Source organism: Pseudomonas reactans, from assembly GCF_013387025.1.
In the GTDB taxonomy this organism is placed as follows: Bacteria; Pseudomonadota; Gammaproteobacteria; order Pseudomonadales; family Pseudomonadaceae; genus Aquipseudomonas; species Aquipseudomonas reactans.
Window position 1 is genome coordinate 1 of sequence record NZ_JACAQP010000016.1, and the last position, 15,521, is coordinate 15,521.

At 61.9% G+C, this 15,521-nt stretch carries 7 protein-coding genes; 6 read left to right on the plus strand and 1 reads right to left on the minus strand.

The window, feature by feature from the left end:
- Nucleotides 1–159 precede the first annotated feature (159 nt).
- On the minus strand, nt 160–4,809 hold the full coding sequence (locus HX793_RS18620) for an RHS repeat-associated core domain-containing protein (RefSeq protein ID WP_256354473.1): 4,650 nt from the start codon (nt 4,807–4,809) through the stop codon (nt 160–162).
- Between the two features lie 225 nt (nt 4,810–5,034).
- Here HX793_RS18620 and lexA point away from each other — a divergent pair, with 225 nt between their 5' ends.
- The 6 genes from lexA (at nt 5,035) to uvrA (ending at nt 15,212) form a co-directional block, all read left to right on the plus strand.
- The gene (lexA, locus tag HX793_RS18625) at nt 5,035–5,652 is read left to right on the plus strand and encodes a transcriptional repressor LexA (RefSeq protein WP_177096190.1); all 618 of its coding nucleotides are present in this window, start codon (nt 5,035–5,037) and stop codon (nt 5,650–5,652) included.
- Nucleotides 5,652–6,266, plus strand: coding sequence for a translesion DNA synthesis-associated protein ImuA (gene imuA, locus HX793_RS18630; protein ID WP_016980372.1), 615 nt, complete (start codon nt 5,652–5,654; stop codon nt 6,264–6,266). Before lexA ends, imuA begins: the two co-directional genes overlap by 1 nt.
- Nucleotides 6,267–6,273: 7 nt before the next feature.
- The gene (locus tag HX793_RS18635; protein ID WP_177096188.1) at nt 6,274–7,686 is read left to right on the plus strand and encodes a Y-family DNA polymerase; all 1,413 of its coding nucleotides are present in this window, start codon (nt 6,274–6,276) and stop codon (nt 7,684–7,686) included.
- Nucleotides 7,683–10,874, plus strand: a complete 3,192-nt coding sequence (locus HX793_RS18640) for an error-prone DNA polymerase (RefSeq protein WP_218178722.1) — start codon at nt 7,683–7,685, stop codon at nt 10,872–10,874. Before HX793_RS18635 ends, HX793_RS18640 begins: the two co-directional genes overlap by 4 nt.
- Nucleotides 10,875–10,983: 109 nt before the next feature.
- On the plus strand, nt 10,984–12,696 hold the full coding sequence (locus HX793_RS18645) for an ATP-binding protein (RefSeq protein WP_016980369.1): 1,713 nt from the start codon (nt 10,984–10,986) through the stop codon (nt 12,694–12,696).
- Nucleotides 12,693–15,212 carry an excinuclease ABC subunit UvrA gene (gene uvrA / locus HX793_RS18650; protein WP_177096186.1) on the plus strand — a complete coding sequence of 840 codons (2,520 nt, stop codon included), beginning with the start codon at nt 12,693–12,695 and terminating at the stop codon, nt 15,210–15,212. Before HX793_RS18645 ends, uvrA begins: the two co-directional genes overlap by 4 nt.
- Nucleotides 15,213–15,521: the final 309 nt, after the last annotated feature.

The window sequence follows — 15,521 nt, forward strand, 5'->3', positions numbered from 1 at the left end:
CTACTTCAGACCATCCCTAGGTCAAACTCTACATCCATCTCATCGCCTATTGTGGGCGCAGTTCCTACCCACAAGGCGGTGCTGCTTCCGGCGTACGAGTGGAAGCCCACAAGTATAGTGCCCATCTCATGAAGTACTTCGGTAATCCGTATTTTCATGTCACTTCTTCAGTAGTGGGACTCTTATAACAGTGTTATCTACATTAATTTTGTTGGTTTTAAGCTCAAGTGTCCATGTTTCCTCGTGATAGTGATGCTTACTTGGTTTGCTGTTCATTTCATGCGAACCATAACGAATGCTTCTTTTTGCATCACCAGAAACTATTCTGTCGCGATCGGGCATTCCTGTCCGTGGGTTGGTGTTTGTGTGAGGGCCTGGCCCTAGGAAATCATCCCATTTACGAGTGGTGTCCTCCGGTTTAACGGGTTTATTGGCATAGATTTCTTTGTGATATCCCATTTCAGGCGGGATATATGAGGGTATGGGGCTGAGTGGGCCGCCTTCATTGGCGTTTGCCTTCGTTCCTTCGATGGTTGGCTTGCATTTATCTTCGCCAGGACATGGGCTCAATCCTAACGGATCCACCCACCCCGTAGGATTGGGCACGTATTGGTACGTGTTAATCCCACCCGCCAACTTCACCGGGTCCGGCGTCAGGTAGCGACCAATATCCGGATTGTAGTAACGATGACGGTTGTAGTGCAGTCCGCTTTCCTGATCGAAATATTGGCCCTGAAAACGCAGCGGGTTGTCGATCTTCGCTATATCTAGACGGGTGATTTCGCCATAGGCACGGTAATGGGCGGACCAGACGATTTGGCCATCGGATGCGGTGAGTTCCTGTGGGGTGCCGAGGTGGTCTAGTTGGTAATGGTAGGGCTTGATTTCCTTCGGGCCGAAGCCTTCCAGCATCGCCAACGGCCGGAAGCTATCGGGTTCGTAGAGGTAGCTGCGGTGGCGCTCCGGGTGGTGTTCGGCGATGAGTTTGTCGCCTTGCCAGAAGAACTCGGTGGTTATGCCGTCCACAGTTTTGCTAATGCGACGACCAAACGGATCGTAGCGATAGCTGGCGGTCTGGCCGTTGGGTTTTTTAATGCCGATCAGCCGGTGCTGGCAGTCGTAGCTGTATTCAGTAACGAGTTGATGGCCTTTACCACGCCGTTCGCGGATAAGGTTGCCGAAGGCGTCATAGTCGTAGTGATGGTCGCCTTGGATCATCAGCCGATTGCCCGCCACGATGTCGGGGCCGGGGCGGTTTTGCATGAGCAGGTTGCCGGCCGGGTCGTGGCCGAAGCGTTCTTGCTCGCCTTGGGAGTGGTTGGCCCGGGTGAGGCGGTTTAGCGGGTCGTAGTGGTAGTGGTGATCGCCTTTGTGGGTGTCGAGCAAGCGGGTGAGGTTGCCGGCTTTGTCGTAGTCGTACTGGCGTTGGTAGAGGGTGTGTTGCTGTTGGGTAACGGCGTGGGCGTGCAGGCGTTGTTGATCGTCGTAGTGGTAGTGGCTGATCAGTTGGCCTTGTTGGCGTTGGAGTTCCTGACCGGCTTTGAACAGGTGGGACGTCAGTAACGCGCCGTTTAACTCGACGGTGGCGAGGTGGCCACCTTTGGTATGGTTGAACACCAGGCGGTTGTTATCCGGCAGGCGTAGGTTTTGCAGGTGGCCGCAGGCGTCGTAGCCATAGCGCAGCGTGCCCCAGCCTTGGTGTTCGGCGGTGAGGCGGTTTTGGCTGTCGTACTCGTAGGCCAACGCCCAGTGGCCATCCTCGACGCTTAGGAGGTTGCCCTGACGGTCGTAGGCGTAATCGACCAGGTTGCCGTCGGGCAGGGTTTTTCTTACGAGTCGCCCGGCATAATCGCGCTCGTAGCGGGTAACCAACTGACTACCGTCATCGCCGTGTTCGGTCTTTTCCTGCAGGTTGCCGTTGAGGTCGTAGAGGTAAGCCGTGCGCTGGCCGTCAAAGCCGGTTTCCTGTTGGATCAGGCCGTTGCTGTGGTACTGGAGTCGGTAGGTTTCTCCGACTTCGTTTTCGATCTCGGTCAGCAATAACCGCACGTTGTCGTAACGGTATTTGACCTGAGTGCCATCAGCGTTGATGCGACGGCTGATCAGGTGCAGGCCATCGGCGTATTCGTAGCGGGTGACGTGGCCGAGTTCATCGCGCTCAGAGGTGATTTTTCCGTAAGCGTTGTAGCTGTATTCCCGTGTGGCCCCCCCGGGCTGAGTCAGTTTCAGCAAGCGGCCTGCGGCGTCCCATTGAAACTGGGTCAGCGCGCCATGTTCATCCTCGCGGACAACCTGTCGCCCCAGATCGTCATAGCGATAACGCTTGACTCCGCCATTCGGCAACTGCTCCTCAAGCAACTGACCCCGCTCATTCCAAACCAGCCGATGACAGCTGTGATCGGGATACCAAACCTGCGTCAGTTGTCCGCGTTTGTTGTAGCTGTACTCAGTCGAATGGCCGTCAGGATCGGTCCTACGCTTAACATCGCCCTGGTCATTACGCTCATATTTCCAAACCGCTTCACCACGCCGCACAACCCGTACGAACCCATTGTCATGCTCGTAGGATGTTGGCTCATCATCCCCAGGAAACACCGCCACCAAACGTCCAGCTTCGTCGTACTGGTAGGCCGTAATAGCCCCCAGCGGATCCTGCTCAACCGTCAGCCGACCTTTCTCATCGTAGGACTTGAAGTGCTCAGCACCATCAGGATCCACCCGCTGCACCAGCCGCGCCCGCTGGTCATGCACATAGACTTCCTGACTGCCATCGGCGTTAAACACCGTGACCTGGCCGTTGTCATCCCAGGCATAGCGCGTGTCCATCTGCGAGAAACTGGCCCAATGGCGGACACACCGCGCGGCCTTGCCAGCTCTTTCCCACTCCCAGAAAAAGCTCGCGCCACCGGCCAGTCCACGCTCAAGAATGACGTGCTGCTCGTCGTACCGATAAACCTCGCTTTCGCCTACCGTATTGGTCGCGCAAACCAATCGTCCAAAATTGTCATAGGCGTAGGAAACAACGTTCTGCTCCGTCACCCAGACAAAAGGACCGTCATCCACCGCCCGCTCAATCTGGTAGTCCACCGCCACAATGCGGCCCGACGCATAGCGCAAAAACAGCGAACGCCCCACGCCGTTATCCAGCCGCTCAATCTGCCCCAGGTAATTGCGAGAAATGCGCAACCGGTTGTCATACGCATCGCTGATCGCCGTCAGCACACCGTCGCGAAAGTGGTAGAAACGCGACCCTTGAGACAGGACTAACTCATCGGGCAACGACCCCAAGTAGATCGCCGCTTCCGCCAGACTATTGGTGATCGCAGGCCGAGAAACCGTGGGCAAGGGCAGGGTAGTCGACCGATTCTCATGATCGGTCCACACCACCGAATCCCCGGAAACAGCCAGCCGATGCGCCAGCGAATGACTCCAGCCAAATCCCAACCCACAGTCCACTTCCACCGCGCTGGTGCGATACAACCGGGTCCACTCAAACGGCAGAATTCCGTCCAGCGTGCCGTCGGTGAGCGTCAGCAGTTCCTCACCCGTGACCATCGACACCGGGCAGCCGTTGGTGGCCGTCTTGTCCGACGCCGCCGCCGCATCCCCAGCCGGATTCTTCCCAACAGCCGGCACATCATCCACATGTTCCTGGCGCACCAACACCGTCCGCTGGGCCTTGTCCCGCACCACCGGCACCGCGTTGGAAACCACCTGATCCCCAGCCTTCAACGGCACATCCGGAATCGTCCGAATCGGCGTCGCCGGGCTACCCAGCAACATCGGTTTGGCCGCTTCGACATGCGCGTCCAACCGCGGCCCGACCAGTTGTTCAGCCAACTTCTCCAGCCATTTACGCGCCCGACCAGATTTGATATGGCCCATCACCTGGGCGCCAAGGCGTACCGTCACACCCATGCCCGCCGTTGCCCAGATCAGCACGAGGCTGATCAGGATCTCGCCAGTGATTTCGCCCATCACCTCGTTCATGTCCTGCGGCGGCAACATCCGAATCCAGCTGCAAATCGCCGACACATAAATGAACAGCAGCGGCTCATCGCTGAGCACCAACAAGCCTTTTGCGATGGCATCGCTGCCCAGTTTCAGTAGCTCATCCAGCTCGGTTTGGGACAGGTAGTGCAGGAGCTTTTCGCTGTTGGGCTTGAGGTCGGCCAGCAGGTCGCACAGTTGGGTGAGGTTGTCCCAGAGGTTGTAAAGCGCCTTGCCCATGCCGCGTAGAAACGCCGCCTCCAGCATTCTGCGTTGATCAAGCGGGCTCGCATCGGTGTAGTCCTTCCACAGCCCCTGGAAGGTGCCGGTCCACTCGTTGCGCAGACGGATTTCCAGTTCATCAATCATTGTCTGATAAGACGCATACAGCGCCTTGACGTGATCCTTGGAGACATTGGGATAGAAGCTGACCCGATACTGCTGGTTGCGCTCACACTCGTGGATTTTGAGAATGCCGCTCGGGCCGATGGTCTTGTGGATCGGCTCGCCCAGTGGGCCGCCGTTGGGGTCGACGCGTTGCAGCATCACCGGTGTGTTGCCGATGGGCACGAATCGCGTGCTCTGGAACATATGCACCAGGGTCAACGTGCCGTTGGCCTGGCAGGTAGCGGTGGTGGTGCTCGGGTAAAGAGCGTGGTTGATCGGCGCGACCAGTGCTACTTCATCCCCGACCTTGAAGACCTGCTCGACATCCAGCGCCGAAAAGCTCCAAAAGCTCGATGCCCAATCGTCAAAGGTATTCAGGCATTCCCGGAAGTCGCGAAAGACAGCCTCGACATCGACCGTCTTCACCTCCATTGGGGTCAGGGCGAGCCTGCCAATAGCCGGGTTCAAGCAACAGCTCCAACAACAAGAAAATCCATCCGCAATCCCTCGCACTGTGTATTCAGGCGAGGGACTTTGCAGAGGTTCTCAGAGGAGGGGAGTAGAGGTTATCCGGCGGTTATGTGGGACGTTTCGACAAACCTTGTCGTCCCTCACACGACTAGCGGCTATTGTCAGAAATTTCCCACAGGAGTACAAATGTACTCCATGACGACTCTAACCCCCCGCCGTACCGCCATCCTGACCTTTATCCGCGACCGCATCGCGCAGCAAGGCCAGACTCCCAGCCTCGCCGAGATCGCCGAGGCGTTCGGCTTTGCCTCGCGCAGCGTGGCGCGCAAGCACGTGCTGGCGCTGACGGAAGCCGGGTTTATCGAGGTCAACCCGAACCAGGCGCGCGGCATTCGCCTGCTCAATCAACCTAAGCGTCCGGAGTGGCTGGATGTGCCGGTGCTCGGCCGTGTGGCGGCTGGTTTGCCCATCGGGGCCGATGCGGAGGTGCACAGCCGCCTGCAACTCGACCCATCGACCTTCGCGAAAACCCCGGATTACCTGCTGCGCGTGCAGGGTGATTCGATGATCGAAGACGGTATTCTCGATGGCGACCTGGTGGGCGTGCGCCGCAGTGCCGAGGCCTTGAACGGGCAGATTGTGGTGGCGCGCCTGGACGGTGAAGTGACTATCAAGCGTTTCGAGCGCCAGGGCGACAGCGTGCGTTTGCTGCCGCGCAACCCCGCGTATCAACCTATTGTGGTCGGGCCCGATCAGGACCTGGCGATCGAAGGGGTGTTCTGCGGCTTGGTGAGGCAAGGCTGATGGGCGCCGTGGTTGCACTGGACACGCTGTTCAATGGCGGGCGTGTCTGGAAAGGCCGGCCCGCCGCACCGCCGGCCAGTGTGTATCCCACCGGGCTGGCAGCGCTGGATGCGGTATTGCCCACGGGCGGCTGGCCGGAGGCGGCCTTGAGTGAAATCCTCATGGCCAAGGAGGGGGTGGGCGAACTGCAACTGGTGCTGCCAACCCTGGCCCGTTTATCAAAGGCGGGCGAGCGCATTGTGTTGGTGGCGCCGCCCTACACGCCGTATCCGCATGCCTGGCAGAACGCCGGGGTGGACCTGCGCCTGCTTTCGGTGATCCAGGCCGAGGAGCGCGATGCCTTGTGGGCGGTGGAGCAATGCCTGCGTTCCGGCAGTTGCGGTGCGGTGTTGTGCTGGCCACGCAAGGCCGATGACCGTGCGCTGCGGCGCCTGCAAGTGGCGGCGGAAACCGGGCAGACCCTGGCCTTTGCCTGGCGTGCCTTGAGTGAGGCGGTCAATTCATCGCCTGCCGCCTTGCGCCTGGCCGTGGAGGCCAAGCCCGCGCAGGTGCGGGTGCTAAAGTGCCGGGGCGGTCTGGCCCATCCGGCGCCGATTGCGCTGGCGGGGCATTGAGGTTGCCATGCGCTGGGTGTGTATTGTCTTCCCGCAATTGGCGCTGGACGGGGTGCAGCGTGTGCACCCCGAGCCTGAGCAACCCCTGGTCTTGCTGGCCGGCACGCCGCAACGGCGTGTGCTGCAAACCGTCAACGATGCCGCCCGCGCCCTGGGCCTGCGCCCCGGCCAATCCCTGACGGCGGCGCATGCCCTGGCCAAGACCTTTGCCAGCGCCGAATATGACCCTGCTGAGATCGAACGCTACCAGCAGTTCCTCGCTGCCTGGGCCTACCAGTTCAGTTCCCAGGTCAGCCTGTATTATCCGCGTGCCTTGTTGTTCGAGATCGAATCGAGCCTGGGGCTGTTCGGGCCATGGCCGCGCTTCGAAGCGCGCTTGCGTAAAGAGTTGACCGAACTGGGTTTTCGCCACCGTATCGTCGCGGCACCCAACCCGGCAGCAGCGCGGGTGCTGGCGAATATCGATGATGGCCTGGCGGTGCAGGATGACGGCTTGATGCAGGCCCTGGCGCCGCTGCCCATCGACCGCGCCGGCCTCGACCCGCAGGCCGCCACGGCTTTGTCGCGCATGGGCCTGCGCACATTGGCCCAGGTGCAGGCGCTGCCTCGGCATACCCTGGCACGGCGCTTTGAGGCCTGCCTGCTCAAGCATCTGGATGCACTGGCTGGGCAGCGGCCGCTGGCCTTGGCGTTCTATCAGCCGCCGGACCGGTTCGATGTGCGCATCGAGCTGAATTTTGACGTGCAATCCCATCAGGCACTGTTGTTTCCGTTAAGGCGTTTGACCGGCGATCTGTCCGCGTTCCTGTGTGGCCGCGACAGTGGTGTGCAGCGTTTCGACCTGCATCTTGAACACGCCCAGGCGCCCGACAGCGTGATCAAGGTCGGCCTGCTCAGTGCCGAACGCGAACCGGCGATGTTGTTTGAATTGGCCCGTGGCCGCCTGGAGCAGGTGCAAGTTACTTCACCGGTACGTGGCTTTCGCCTGGTGGCCCAGGACCTGCCGGTGTTTGTGCCCCAGCGCCAGGACCTGTTCGACGACCGCCCGCAACAAACCTTGCCGTGGGAGCAACTGCGCGAACGCCTGCGTGCCCGTTTGGGCGATGAGGCGGTGCAGGGCTTGCGCTTTCACGCCGACCACCGTCCCGAATGTGCCTGGCAAGCGACAGCGGATAAAACCCCGTGCCCAACCTTGAACAAAGTGCAGCGCCCCGGCTGGCTACTGAACGAGCCGACCTTGCTGGGCGAGCAGGGCGTGCAGATCCTCATGGGGCCGGAACGCATCGAGTCCGGCTGGTGGGACGGCGCCGATATCCGCCGCGACTACTACCTGATCCAGACCCGCGCCGGCCAGCAGGGCTGGGCCTTTCGCATCGTGGGGCAGGGCGAAGGTTTATGGCTGCAAGGCTGGTTCTCATGAAAACCCCCACAACGCTGACACCCCCCTGTAGGAGCGAGCTTGCTCGCGAAAAACGCCCAGGCAACGCGTTCATCCAGAGCCCCCGTGTCATCGTTAACGACCTTCGCGAGCAAGCTCGTTCCTACAGTGAGCTGCACTGCCTCTCCAACTTCAGTTTCCAGCGCGGCGCCTCCAGTGCGCTGGAACTGTTCGAGCGCGCCAAGCGCCAAGGCTACAGCGCCCTGGCGATCACCGATGAATGCACCTTGTCAGGCATCGTGCGCGCCTGGCAGGCGGCGAAGGCGGTGGAGCTGCCGCTGATCATTGGCAGCGAGATGCGTATCGACAACGGCCCGAAACTGGTGCTGCTGGTGGAAGACCTCAGCGGCTACCAGCACCTGTGCCGCTTGATCACCCTGGCCCGGCGGCGTGCCGAAAAAGGCCGCTATCGCCTGCTGCGCGAGGACTTCGAGCAACCGCTGCCCGGCCTGCTGGCGCTGTGGGTAGCCGAAGACAGCGACACCCAGGCCGACGTCCAATGGCTGTGCCGAACCTTCGCCGAACGCCTGTGGCTGGCGGTGCACCTGCACTGCGGCCAGGACGATGCTCGCCACTTGGAACAACGCCTGCAATTGGCTGCCAGCCTGCACATCCCGGCAGTGGCGTGCGGCGATGTGCACATGCATGCGCGTGGCCGCCGTGCCCTGCAAGACACCATGACCGCTATTCGGCATCACGTACCGGTGGCCGAAGCCGGTACGCGGCTGCACCCCAATGGCGAGCGGCATCTGCGCAGCCGGGAGGCGTTAAGCGCGCTGTACCCCGCGTCGTTGCTCGACGAAACCCAGGCCATCGCCCGCCGCTGCACCTTCGATCTCAGCCAATTGCGCTATCACTATCCGCGCGAACTGGTGCCCGCCGGCCACAACGCCAAATCCTGGCTGCGCGCCGTGACCGAAGAAGGCATCGCCAAACGCTGGCCGCAGGGTGTCGACGTCAAGACCTTGCAGCAGATCAACAGCGAGTTGGAGTTGATCAGCGAGTTGGGTTACGAAAGCTACTTCCTCACGGTGCACGACATTGTGCAGTTTGCCCGCAGCCGGTCGATCCTGTGTCAGGGGCGCGGCTCGGCGGCCAACTCGGCGGTGTGTTTTGCCTTGGGCATCACCGAGATCGATCCGAGCCTGACCAGTATGTTGTTTGAGCGTTTTCTCTCCAGGGAGCGCAATGAGCCACCGGATATCGACGTGGACTTCGAGCACGAACGCCGCGAAGAAGTGCTGCAGTACGTGTTCCAGCGTTACGGTCGCACCCGCGCGGCGCTGACGGCGGTGGTCAGCAGTTATCACGCGTCCGGCGCAGTGCGTGATGTGGCCAAGGCCTTGGGGTTACCGCCAGACCAGATCAACGCCCTGGCCGACTGCTGCGGGCGCTGGAGTGACGACGCGCCTCCGCTGGAGCGCCTGCGCGAAGGCGGCTTCGACCCCGACAGCCCGATTCTGCGCCGCGTGCTCACGCTCACCCAGCAATTGATCGGCTTTCCCCGGCACCTATCCCAGCACCCTGGTGGCTTCGTGATTTCCGAATACCCGCTGGACACCCTGGTGCCGGTGGAAAATGCCGCCATGGCCGAGCGCACCATCATCCAGTGGGACAAGGACGACCTCGACGCCGTCGGCCTGCTTAAGGTGGACATCCTGGCCTTGGGCATGCTCAGTGCGATCCGCCGCTGTTTCGACCTGCTGCGTCGTCATCGCAACCGTGACATGAGCCTGGCGTCGGTGCCCAAGGAAGACCCGGCCACCTACGCGATGATCAGCAAGGCCGACACCATTGGTGTGTTCCAGATCGAGTCGCGGGCGCAGATGTCGATGTTGCCCAGGCTCAAGCCGCAGACGTTCTATGACCTGGTGATCGAGGTCGCCATCGTGCGGCCGGGGCCGATCCAGGGCGGCATGGTGCACCCGTACTTGCGACGGCGGAACAAGGAGGAGGCAACCACTTATCCTTCGCCGGAACTGGAAGTGGTGTTGAAACGTACCCTGGGTATCCCGCTGTTCCAGGAACAGGTGATGCAGATCGCCATGGTCGCCGCCGACTATAGCCCCGGTGAAGCCGACCAGTTGCGCCGCTCCATGGCCGCCTGGAAACGCCACGGTGGCCTGGAGCCGCACCAGGCGCGCCTGCGCACCGGCATGCTGAAAAACGGTTACACCGAGGCCTTTGCTGCGCAGATCTTCGAGCAGATCAAGGGCTTTGGCAGCTATGGCTTCCCCGAGTCCCACGCGGCCAGTTTCGCTTTGCTGACCTACGCCAGTTGCTGGCTCAAGTGCCATGAGCCGGCGGCGTTTGCCTGTGCACTGATCAACAGCTGGCCCATGGGGTTTTACAGCCCGGACCAGATCCTGCAAGACGCGCGGCGCCATCGCTTGCAGATCCGCCCGGTGGACGTGCAGGCCAGCGACTGGGATTGCAGCCTGGAGCCGATTGACGGCGCACAGCCGGCGATCCGCATGGGTTTGCGCATGATCGCGGGGTTTCGTGAGGAAGATGCGCGGCGCATCGAAACCGCACGCCAGCGCCGGGCGTTCAGCGATATTGCCGACCTGGACGCGCGTGCCGGGCTGGATGCACGCGCCCAGGCACTGCTGGCGGATGCCGGCGCCTTGCGCGCCCTGGCTGGCAACCGACACAAGGCACGTTGGGAAGTGGCCGGCGTACACAAGCAACTCGGGCTGTTTGCCGGCCTGCCGAGCCCGGACGAAGCCGTGGTGGAGTTGCCGATGCCCACAGTGGGCGAGGACCTGCACGCCGACTACGCCACGGTCGGCACCACCCTGGGCCCACATCCGTTGGCGTTGTTGCGTGCGGAACTGCGCAAACGGCGCTGTCGCAGTTCCCAGGAGCTGATGGCGGTGGAGCATGGGCGCAATGTCAGCGTCGCGGGGTTGGTCACCGGTCGACAACGCCCCGGCACAGCCAGCGGGGTGACCTTTGTCACCCTGGAAGATGAATTCGGCAACCTCAATGTGGTGGTCTGGCGTGATCTGGCTGAGCGTCAACGCCAGGCATTGGTCGGCTCGCGGTTGTTGAAAGTGGACGGTCGCTGGGAAGCGGTGGGCGAAGTGCGGCACCTGATCGCCGGGCGTCTCACCGACCTGACGCCGTTACTGGAAGGCATCACGGTGCGCAGCCGGGATTTTCACTGAGGCCAGTGCTTTCTGCTGTAATTAACGCCTACAGTAGATGAGTTGAAACCATCCAGGTTTGCAGCGCTCCAAAACTTGCCGATGTTCTCTTTGCGCACAGAGCCAACCGATGCAATTTTTATCCAACCCCCACGGCTGTGAAGGCTGGGCCGGTGAAATGGCCCAGCGGATCCGCACCTTCGATTGGGCGACCACCGACCTGGGCCCGATCGACCAATGGTCCACCAGCCTGACTTGCACCGTGCAGATGATGCTGGCGTCACCCGTGCCCATGGTGATGCTGTGGGGCCAATGGGGGTACATGATCTACAACGACAGCTACTCGGCCTTTGCCGGTGGCCGTCACCCGTACCTGCTGGGCACGCCAGTAGAACTGGGTTGGCCGGAAGTGGCCGACTTCAACCGCCATGTGATGGATACCTGCCTGGCTGGCGGCACCCTGTCGTTCAACAACAAGGACCTGGTGCTGTTGCGCAACGGCAGGCCGGAAACCGTGTGGCTGGACCTGTATTACAGCCCGGTCGCTGGCGACAACCAGCAACCCGCCGGGGTGTTGGCGATTGTGGTGGAGACCACCGAACTGGTGAAATCCGAACAGGTGCGCCAGGAACTCACGCATAACCTGGAGCAACGGGTCGCTGCCGAAGTGCAGGCGCGCTCCGCTGCCGAGGACCAATTGCGCCAGTCGCAGAAACTCGAAGCCATCGGCGGCCTGACCGGTGGCGTGGCACACGACTTCAACAACCTGCTGCAAGTGATCGCTGGCAACCTGCATTTGCTGGCCCGCCACGAACCGGACAACGCCCAGGTGCAGCGCCGTGTCGCCGCGGCCATTGCGGCGGTGGAGCGCGGGGCCAAGCTGTCGTCGCAATTGCTTGCGTTTGCCCGTCGCCAACCCTTGTCGCCGGCGGTGTACAACCCGCAACGCATCTACGCGGGGCTTGGCGAACTGCTGCAACGGGCGCTGGGGGAAACCATCCATATTGATGTGCAATTGCCCCAGGACTCCTGGTTTATCAACGTCGACCGCAACCAGCTGGAAAATGCGCTGCTCAACCTGGCGATCAACGCCCGGGATGCCATGCAGGGCGAGGGCGTGATCCGTATCACTGGCGAGAACATCATCCTCAACCCCGACGACTGCGCGGGCAAAAGCATCAAGCCCGGCGAATATGTGCGCCTGGCGGTCATCGACACCGGTATCGGCATGTCCGAGTCCACGCTGAAACGGGCGTTCGAACCCTTCTTCACCACCAAGCGCGAAGGCCATGGCACCGGCCTGGGCCTGAGCATGGTGTTCGGCTTTGTGCGCCAGAGTGGCGGGCATGTGGAAATGTGGAGCGAAGAGGGCAAGGGCTCGGTGGTGCAGATGTATTTCCCCCACAGCCTGGAGCCGGAAAGCCTCGATGTGCATATCGACCAGATCCCCCAGAGTGGCGGCCAGGAAACCATCCTGGTGGTCGAGGACAACGAAGGCGTGCGCCTGACCGTCGTCGAGTTGCTCGAACAGTCCGGCTACACCGTGCTTACGGCCGATGACGGCGACCAGGCCATGCTCAAGCTGCAAGCCGGTTTGCAGCCAGAGTTGATCTTCACCGATGTGGTTATGCCTGGCCGTATCAAAAGCACTGACCTGGCCGACTGGGCCCGCGTGCAGAACCCTCCGGTGGCAGTGCTGTTCACCTCCGGCCATACCCGTGACATTCTCTCCAGCAATCATCTGCTGAGCGCCGACATTCATCTGCTGAGCAAACCCTACAGCCCCGACGCCCTCACGCAACGGGTGCGCAGCGTGCTCACCGCCCGACAAGGTTGTCCATGACTTCACAGCGCAACATCCCTGCGATCACTGCCCAGCCAAGCGGTTTCGTCCGCGTGCGCGGCGCCCGCGAACACAACCTGCGTAACGTCGACGTGGATATTCCTCGGGATGCCCTGGTGGTGTTTACCGGCGTATCGGGCTCCGGCAAGTCGTCCCTGGCGTTTTCCACGGTGTATGCCGAAGCGCAACGGCGTTATTTCGAGTCGGTGGCGCCGTATGCGCGACGGCTGATCGACCAGGTCGGCGTGCCGGACGTGGACAGCATCGAAGGCCTGCCGCCCGCCGTGGCCCTGCAACAGCAGCGCGGCACGCCGAGTGCACGCTCGTCGGTGGGCAGCGTGACGACGCTGTCGAGCCTGATCCGCATGCTGTACTCCCGCGCCGGCAGCTATCCGCCGGGCCAACCGATGCTGTACGCCGAGGACTTCTCGCCCAACCTGCCCCAGGGCGCGTGCCCGCAATGCCATGGCCTGGGCCGTGTGTACGAGGTGACCGAAGCGCTGATGGTGCCGGACCCTTCGCTGACCATCCGCCAGCGTGCGGTGGCGTCCTGGCCATTGGCATGGCAAGGCCAGAACCAGCGGGACATTCTGGTGACATTGGGCTACGACGTGGATATCCCCTGGCGCGACCTGCCGAAAAAGCAGCGCGACTGGATCCTGTTCACCGAAGAAACCCCCACCGCACCGGTCTACGCCGGCTTCACGCCGGAACAGACCCGCGATGCACTCAAGCGCAAACTGGAGCCGAGCTACCAAGGCACCTTCATGGGCGCCCGGCGCTACATCCTGCACACCTTCGCCCATACTCAGAGCGCGCTGATGAAAAAACGCGTCTCGCAGTTCATGCAGGGCAGCGCCTGCCCGCTGTGCGAGGGCAAACGCCTGACCAAGGCCGCGCTGTCGGTGAAGTTTGCCGGGGTGGACATCGGTGAGTTGTCGCAGTTGTCGTTGGCGCAATTGGCCGAGTTGCTGCGGCCGGTGGCGGCGGGGCAAGACAAGATGAAACTGTCGGTGGAAAAACGCCTGGCTGCCCAGCGGATTGCCCAGGATTTGCTGGAGCGGGTCAGCACGTTGACCGAGTTGGGCCTGGGTTATCTGTCCCTGGAACGCAGTACACCGACCTTGTCGTCCGGGGAGTTGCAGCGGCTGCGTTTGGCCACACAACTGGGCTCGCAGTTGTTCGGCGTAATCTATGTGTTGGATGAGCCCTCGGCGGGCCTGCATCCGGCGGATGGCGAGGCGTTGTTCACTGCGCTGGAGCGCTTGAAAGCCGCGGGCAATTCGTTGTTTGTGGTGGAACATGACCTGGAAACCATGCGCCGCGCCGATTGGCTGATCGATGTGGGCCCGGCCGCCGGCGAACATGGCGGGCAAGTGCTGTACAGCGGCCCGCCGGCGGGGCTGGCGCAGGTGCAGGCGTCGCAGACCCGTGAGTATTTGTTTGCTGAAAAGCGTGCATCGGAGCACGCGCGCCGCGAGCCGACCGGCTGGCTGAAACTGCAAGGGGTGACGCGCAATAATCTCAAGGAGCTGAACGTCGATTTCCCGCTGGGCTGCTTCACGGCGGTCACCGGGATTTCCGGGTCGGGCAAATCCAGCCTGGTCAGCCAGGCGCTACTGGAACTGGTGGGCGCCGGGCTTGGGCGCGTGGTGGAAAATGACGAAGAACCGAGCCTGGAAGACGACGCGCCGCAAACCAGCGGCGGGTACATCAGCTCCGGGCTGGAGCATGTCCGACGCCTGGTGCAGGTGGACCAGAAGCCCATCGGCCGCACCCCGCGCTCCAATCTGGCGACCTATACCGGCCTGTTCGACAACGTGCGCAAGCTGTTCGCGGCCACACCGGCGGCGAAGAAGCGTCACTACGATGCCGGGCAATTCTCGTTCAATGTCGCCAAGGGGCGTTGCCCGAACTGCGAAGGGGAAGGTTTTGTCAGTGTCGAGTTGCTGTTCATGCCCAGCGTGTATGCGCCGTGTCCGACCTGTCATGGGGCACGCTACAACCCCGAGACTTTGGCGGTGAAATGGCAGGGGTTGAGCATCGCCCAAGTACTGGGGCTGACGGTGGAGCAAGCGGTGGACGTGTTCGCCGAGCAACCGAGCGTGCTGCGTTCGTTGCAGGTGTTGCGGGATATCGGCTTGGGCTATCTGCGTCTGGGCCAACCGGCGACCGAGCTGTCGGGTGGTGAAGCGCAGCGCATCAAACTGGCGACTGAGCTGCAACGCAATGCGCGGGGCGCGACCCTGTATGTGCTGGATGAGCCGACTACCGGGCTGCATCCACGGGATGTGGACCGCTTGCTCAGCCAGTTGAATCACTTGGTGGAGGCGGGGCATACGGTGGTTGTGGTGGAGCATGAGATGCGCGTGGTGGCGCAGAGTGACTGGGTGATTGATATCGGGCCGGGGGCGGGGGATTTGGGGGGGAAGGTGGTTGTCAGTGGTACGCCGCAGACAGTTGCGAAAAGCAAGGTTAGCCGGACTGCGCCATTTCTGGGTCGAGAGCTGGTTTAACTGGCAATTTGAGCAAATGTGGGGGGGGTACATATCCGTTATTTAGGTAACGGCGGCCTATGGTTCCGCCCTTACGGCGGCTCACTTTTGGAAAGACCCAAAAGTAAGCAAAAGGTCTTCGCCCCAACACTCGGCACCTCGCTTAGGCTCGGTGTGCCCTCACTCCGGCTTGAATCCGTGGGCCGCCGCCACGCGCCATCCTTGGCGCGGGGCGGCTAACCCGGCGTCCTGCCGGGTTACCCACGGATTCAAGCCTGCGTTCGGCCAGCGTGTTTGACGGGGCGCCTAAGATCAAGAGCGACTCGCTTC

What these genes read in the sequence shown, in the direction of transcription:
- HX793_RS18635 (WP_177096188.1), top strand. Translation starts at nt 6,274, where the DNA reads ATGCGCTGGGTGTGTATTGTCTTCCCGCAATTGGCGCTGGACGGGGTG.
- HX793_RS18620 (WP_256354473.1), bottom strand. Translation starts at nt 4,809, where the DNA reads ATGGAGGTGAAGACGGTCGATGTCGAGGCTGTCTTTCGCGACTTCCGG.
- HX793_RS18640 (WP_218178722.1), top strand. Translation starts at nt 7,683, where the DNA reads ATGAAAACCCCCACAACGCTGACACCCCCCTGTAGGAGCGAGCTTGCT.
- HX793_RS18645 (WP_016980369.1), top strand. Translation starts at nt 10,984, where the DNA reads ATGCAATTTTTATCCAACCCCCACGGCTGTGAAGGCTGGGCCGGTGAA.
- uvrA (WP_177096186.1), top strand. Translation starts at nt 12,693, where the DNA reads ATGACTTCACAGCGCAACATCCCTGCGATCACTGCCCAGCCAAGCGGT.
- lexA (WP_177096190.1), top strand. Translation starts at nt 5,035, where the DNA reads ATGTACTCCATGACGACTCTAACCCCCCGCCGTACCGCCATCCTGACC.
- imuA (WP_016980372.1), top strand. Translation starts at nt 5,652, where the DNA reads ATGGGCGCCGTGGTTGCACTGGACACGCTGTTCAATGGCGGGCGTGTC.